1 protein-coding gene is annotated in these 5,661 nt (G+C 74.4%); it reads right to left on the reverse strand.

The window, feature by feature from the left end:
- The coding region (locus ACFV7Q_RS38240) for an SDR family NAD(P)-dependent oxidoreductase (RefSeq protein WP_385435561.1) at positions 1 to 5,661 on the reverse strand (5,661 nt) is incomplete at both ends.

Below are 5,661 nucleotides of genomic sequence, written 5' to 3' on the forward strand. Positions count from 1 at the left end.
GATCCGGTCCGGTCGGTCAGGCAGGCCTGCGCGAGCGCGGACAGCACCCCGTCGGGACCGAGTTCGAGGTAGGTGGTGACGCCGGCGGCTTCGAGGGCGCGGACACCGTCGAGGAAACGGACGGCCTCGCGGACGTGCCGGACCCAGAAGTCGGCGGAGCCCATCTCGTCGGTGACGAGGGCGCCGGTGAGGTGGGAGACGACCGGGATGCGCGGAGCGGCGTACGTCAGCCCCTGCGCCACCTCGCGGAAGTCGTCGAGCATGCCGTCCATGTGCGGCGAGTGGAAGGCGTGGCTGACCGTGAGGCGGGTGTTCTTGCGGCCCGGGACGGCTTCCACGACGGCGACCGCCGCGTCCTCGTCGCCGGCGATCACGACGGACCGCGGGCCGTTGACGGCGGCGATGCCCACCCGATCGGTGAGCAGGGGCAGGACCTCGTCCTCCGACGCCTGTACGGCGATCATCACGCCGCCGGGCGGGAGCGCCTGCATGAGCCGACCGCGAGCGGCCACCAGCGTGCACGCGTCTTCGAGGGACAGGACGCCGGCGACGTGCGCCGCGACGATCTCGCCGACGGAGTGGCCGGACAGGAAGTCCGGCTCCACCCCCCACGACGCGAGGAGCCGGAACAGCGCCACCTCGACGGCGAACAGCGCCGGCTGGGTGTACTCCGTCCGGTCCAGCAGACCCGCGTCCGACCCGAACAGCACGTCCTTCAGCGGCATGTCGAGGCGAGGGTCGAACCGTTCGCACACGGCGTCCAGGGCCGCTGCGAACACCGGGTGGGCGGCGTACAGTTCACGGCCCATCCCGAGGCGCTGGCTGCCCTGCCCGGTGAACAGGAAGGCCAGTTTCCCGGCCGCTGCGGCGCCGGCGGTGCCGCTGATGACGCCGGGGGCGGCCGGGTCGCCGGCCTCCAGCGCGGTCAGCCCGCGCAGCAGCCCGTCGCGGTCCCCGGCGACGACCACCGCACGGTGGTCGAAGGCGGCCCGGTGGGTGGCCAGCGACCAGGCGACGTCCAGCGCACCGGTCCGGGGCGCGTCCTCCAGGTGGGCGCGCAGGCGGGCCGCCTGGGCGCGCAGGGCGTCCTCCGACTTCGCGGAGATCACGTACGGCAGCACGGACGGGACCGGCGCTGTACCTCCCCCTGCCGCGGCTTCCTCGTCGGGGGCCTGCTCGATGATCGTGTGGGCGTTGGTGCCGCTGATCCCGAAGGACGACACGGCGGCCCGGCGCGGACGACCGGTCTCCGGCCAGGGCACGGAGTCGGTGAGGAGGGACACGGCGCCCCCGGTCCAGTCGACGTGCGGGGTGGGCTCGTCGACGTGGAGGGTCTGCGGCAGGATGCCGTGGCGCATGGCCTGGACCATCTTGATGACGCCGGCGACACCCGCGGCGGCCTGCGTGTGGCCGAAGTTGGACTTCACCGAACCCAGCCACAGGGGGTCGTCCCCGGTGTGCTCGCGGCCGTAGGTGGCCAGCAGGGCCTGGGCCTCGATCGGGTCGCCGAGCGTGGTGCCGGTGCCGTGGGCCTCGACCACGTCCACCTCGGCGGCGGACAGGCCGGCGTTGGCCAGGGCCTGCCGGATGACCCGCTGCTGCGAAGGGCCGTTCGGGGCCGTCAGGCCGTTCGACGCGCCGTCCTGGTTGATCGCCGAGCCGCGGACCACCGCCAGGACGGGGTGTCCGTTGCGGCGGGCGTCCGACAGCCGCTCCACCAGCAGCATGCCGACGCCCTCGCCCCACGCGGTGCCGTCGGCGGCGGCCGCGAACGGCTTGCAGCGGCCGTCCGTGGCGAGGCCGCGCTGGCGACTGAACGCGATGAACGTGCCGGGTGTGGCCATCACCGTCACACCACCGGCCAGCGCCAGGTCGCATTCACCGTTGCGCAGGGCCTGAGCCGCCAGGTGCAGGGTCACGAGGGAGGACGAGCAGGCGGTGTCGACCGTCACCGCGGGGCCTTCCAGGCCGAAGGTGTAGGAGACGCGGCCGGAAGCGACGCTGCCCGAGCTGGACGTCCCCATGTAACCCTCCAGGCCCGCGGGGGCGCGGTGGAGGAGCGTGCCGTAGTCGTTGTACATGACACCGGCGAAGACGCCGGTGCGGCTGCCTCGCACGGTCGCCGGGTCGATCCCGGCCCGCTCGAACGCCTCCCACGAGGCTTCCAGCAGCAGGCGCTGCTGCGGGTCGGTGGCCAGTGCCTCGCGCGGCGACATGCCGAAGAACACCGGGTCGAAGTGGTGGGCGTCGTGGAGGAAACCACCTGCGGTGCTGTAGCTCGTACCGGCATGGTCGGGATCCGCGTGGAACAGGCCCGCGATGTCCCAGCCGCGGTCGTCCGGCATGTCCGAGATGGCGTCGCGGCCGTCCATGACGAGCTGCCACAGGTCCTCGGGCGACCGGACACCACCGGGGAACCGGCAGGCCATCGCCACGATCGCGATCGGCTCGTCGTCGTGCACCGCGGTCGTGGCCGGGGCGCTTGCGGCTGCCGTGGCCTCCTGGTTGCCGAGCAGCTCGGCGTGGAGGTACTCCGCCAGGGCGGCGGGCGTCGGGTAGTCGAAGACCAGCGTGGCGGGCAGACGGACACCGGTGGCCGCACCCAGCCGGTTGCGCAGCTCGACCGCCGTCAGCGAGTCGAAACCGACCCCGCTGAACGAACGGGCGGGGTCGACCGCTTCGGAGCCTGCGAAACCGAGGACGGCGGCGACCTGGCCGCGGACCAGTTCCATCACGGCACCTTGCCGCTGGTCCTGCGGGAGCGCCGCCAGCTGCTGGGCGAACTCACCCCGGGCGCCCCGTGCGGCACGGCGTACGGGCACCCGTACCAGGCCGGAGAGCAGCGGCGGGAGCATGCCGCTGCCGGCCCGGACCCGCAACGCCGCCCGGTCCAGCTTCACCGGTACCAGCAGCGCCTGTTCGGCGGCACGAGCAGCGTCGAACAGCGCCACGCCCTCCGCTGCTCCGATCGCGTGGACACCGCCCCTGCCCAGGCGCGACACGTCGCCGGCGTCCAGCGCGGCACCCATGCCGCCGCCGACCTCGGCCCACAGACCCCACGCCAGCGACACGCCCGCCAGGCCGCTCGCCCGGCGGTGGGCCGCGAGGGCGTCCAGGAAGACGTTTCCGGCCGCGTAGTTGGCCTGGCCCGCGCCGCCGAACACACCGGCGGCGGAAGAGAAGAGGACGAAGGCCGAAAGGTCGAGGTCCCGGGTCAGCTCGTGGAGGTTCCACGCCGCGTCCACCTTCGGGCGCAGCACCGCCGACAGCCGCTCGGCGCTCAGGGAGCCGATCACGCCGTCGTCCAGTACACCGGCCGTGTGCACGACGGCGGTGAGCGGGTGCTCCCCCGGTACGTCGGCCAGTACGGCCGCCAATGCGTCCCGGTCGGCCACGTCACAGGCCGCCCACGACACCTCGGCACCGAGACCCGTGAGCTCCGCCGACAGCGCGGCGGCGCCCTCGGCCGCCTCGCCCCGACGGCTCACCAGCAGCAGACGCCGCACGCCCCGCTCCGCCACGAGGTGCCGTGCGAACAGCCCGCCCAGCGAACCACTCGCACCCGTGAGGAGCACGGTGCCGTCGGCGTCCCGCTCGGCGGCCGCGTGGGCGGCCGCGTCGGTGGCCACCTCGGCACGCGCCAGCCTCGGTGTCAGGACTTCGCCCGCCCGTACGGCGACCTCGGACTCGCCCGAGGCGAGCGCGGCCGACAGCCCCTCCACGACATCGCTGTCGGCGTCGAGGTCGACGAGGACGATCCGGCCCGGGTTCTCGGACTGCGCCGACCGCACCAGGCCCCACACGGGCGCGTGCACGAGGTCCGACGGGCCCTCGCCCGGTGCGGTCGCCACCGCACCCCGCGTCAGGAAGACGAGGCGCCCGTCCGCGAACCGGCCGTCGGCCAGCCACTCCTTGAGCAGCGACAGGACCCGGCCCAGCTCCTCGTGCACCGCACCGGCCACGTCGTCACCGCTGGGCCCCGTGCAGGGCACGACGAGCGTCGACGGGACCTGACCGCCCTCGACGACCGCGACGCCCAGCCCGGCGAGGTCCGCGAAGGCCTGGGTGTCCTCCCCGAGCAGCATCCAGTCGTCGAACGACCCGTCCGCCGCAGCGGCCCCGACCCACTCCACGTGGTAGAGGGAGTCGTGACGGCCCTGGGCCTGCCGACCGAGCTGCTGCGGCGAGAAGGGGCGCAGCGCCAGGCCGTCGACCGACGCGACGGGCGCGCCCGCCGCGTCGGCGATCTCCAGCCGGACCGCGTCCCGGCCGGCCCGCGAGAGCCGGACGCGCAGCGTGTCCGCCCCGGCGGAGTACACCGAGACCCCGGACCAGGCGAACGGCAGCCGCGCCTGCCCGGTGTCCTCCACCAGGGAGCCGAGGTTGATCGCGTGCAGGACGGAGTCGAGGAGGGCGGGGTGGAGGGTGAACTGGTCCGCGCCGGGCCCGGCTCCGGAGCCGGTGCCCACCTCGGCGTACACGTCGTCGCCCTGCCGCCAGGCGGCGCGCAGCCCCTGGAACACCGGCCCGTACGCGAACCCGGAGTCCGCGAGAGCCTCGTACAGGGCCTCGACGTCGACGGTTTCGGCCGCGGCCGGCGGCCAGGAGGTCAGGTCGTACGCCGGGGGCTCCTCCGCTGCCGCGGTCAGTACGGCGGTGGCGTTGCGCACCCAGGGCTCGTCGTCCGCCGCGAAGCCGTCGCGGGAGTGGAAGACGACGGACCGGCGGCCCGCCCCGTCCGGTGCCGCGACCGCGATCTGGAGCTCGACGCCGCCCTCCTCGGGGAGGACCAGCGGTGCGGCGAGGGTCAGGTCCTCGACCCGGTCGCAGCCGGCCTTCTCGCCGGCCCGGAGCGCCAGCTCGACGAAGGCCGTGCCGGGGAGCAGTGCGGCGCCCGCGACCCGGTGGTCGGCGAGCCAGGGGTGGGTGGCGAGCGACAGCCGTCCGGTGAGGAGGAGGCCGTCGGCGTCGGCCAGGGTGACGGAGGCGCCGAGCAGCGGGTGGTCGGCGGAGCGGAGGCCCGCGGTGGTGACGTCGCCGCCGGGGGTGCCCGCGTCGAGCCAGTAGTGCTCGCGCTGGAAGGCGTAGGTGGGCAGGTCCACGTGCTCGGCTCCGGTGGCGGAGTGGAACGCGTGCCAGTCGACGGCGGTGCCGCGGACGTGGACCCGGGCGAGGGCGGTGGTGACCGTCCTCGTTTCGGAGCTCCCCCCGCGGAGGGTCGGGGTGAAGGCGACGGAGTCGGTGTCGCCGGTCAGGCAGGCCTGGGCGAGCGCGGACAGCACCCCGTCGGGGCCGAGTTCGACGTACGTCGTCACTCCGGCGGATTCCAGGGATCGGACACCGTCGAGGAAGCGGACGGCCTCGCGGACGTGCCGGACCCAGAACTCGGCCGAGCCCATCTCGTCCGAGACGAGGGCCCCGGTGAGGTTGGAGACGATCGGGATGCGGGGGGCCCCGAAGGTGAGACCCTCCAGCGCCCGGCGGAAGTCGTCGAGCATGCCGTCCACGTGCGGCGAGTGGAAGGCGTGGCTGACCGTCAGGCGCTTGGTCTTCCGGCCGTGGAAGGACGCGGCGAGCCCGGTCACCGCGTCCTCGTCACCGGCGATGACGACGGACCGGGGGCCGTTGACGGCGGCGATGCTCACCCGGTCGGTGTCGGTG

It is taken from the genome of Streptomyces sp. NPDC059851 (assembly GCF_042732005.1).
GTDB lineage: Bacteria > Actinomycetota > Actinomycetes > Streptomycetales > Streptomycetaceae > Streptomyces.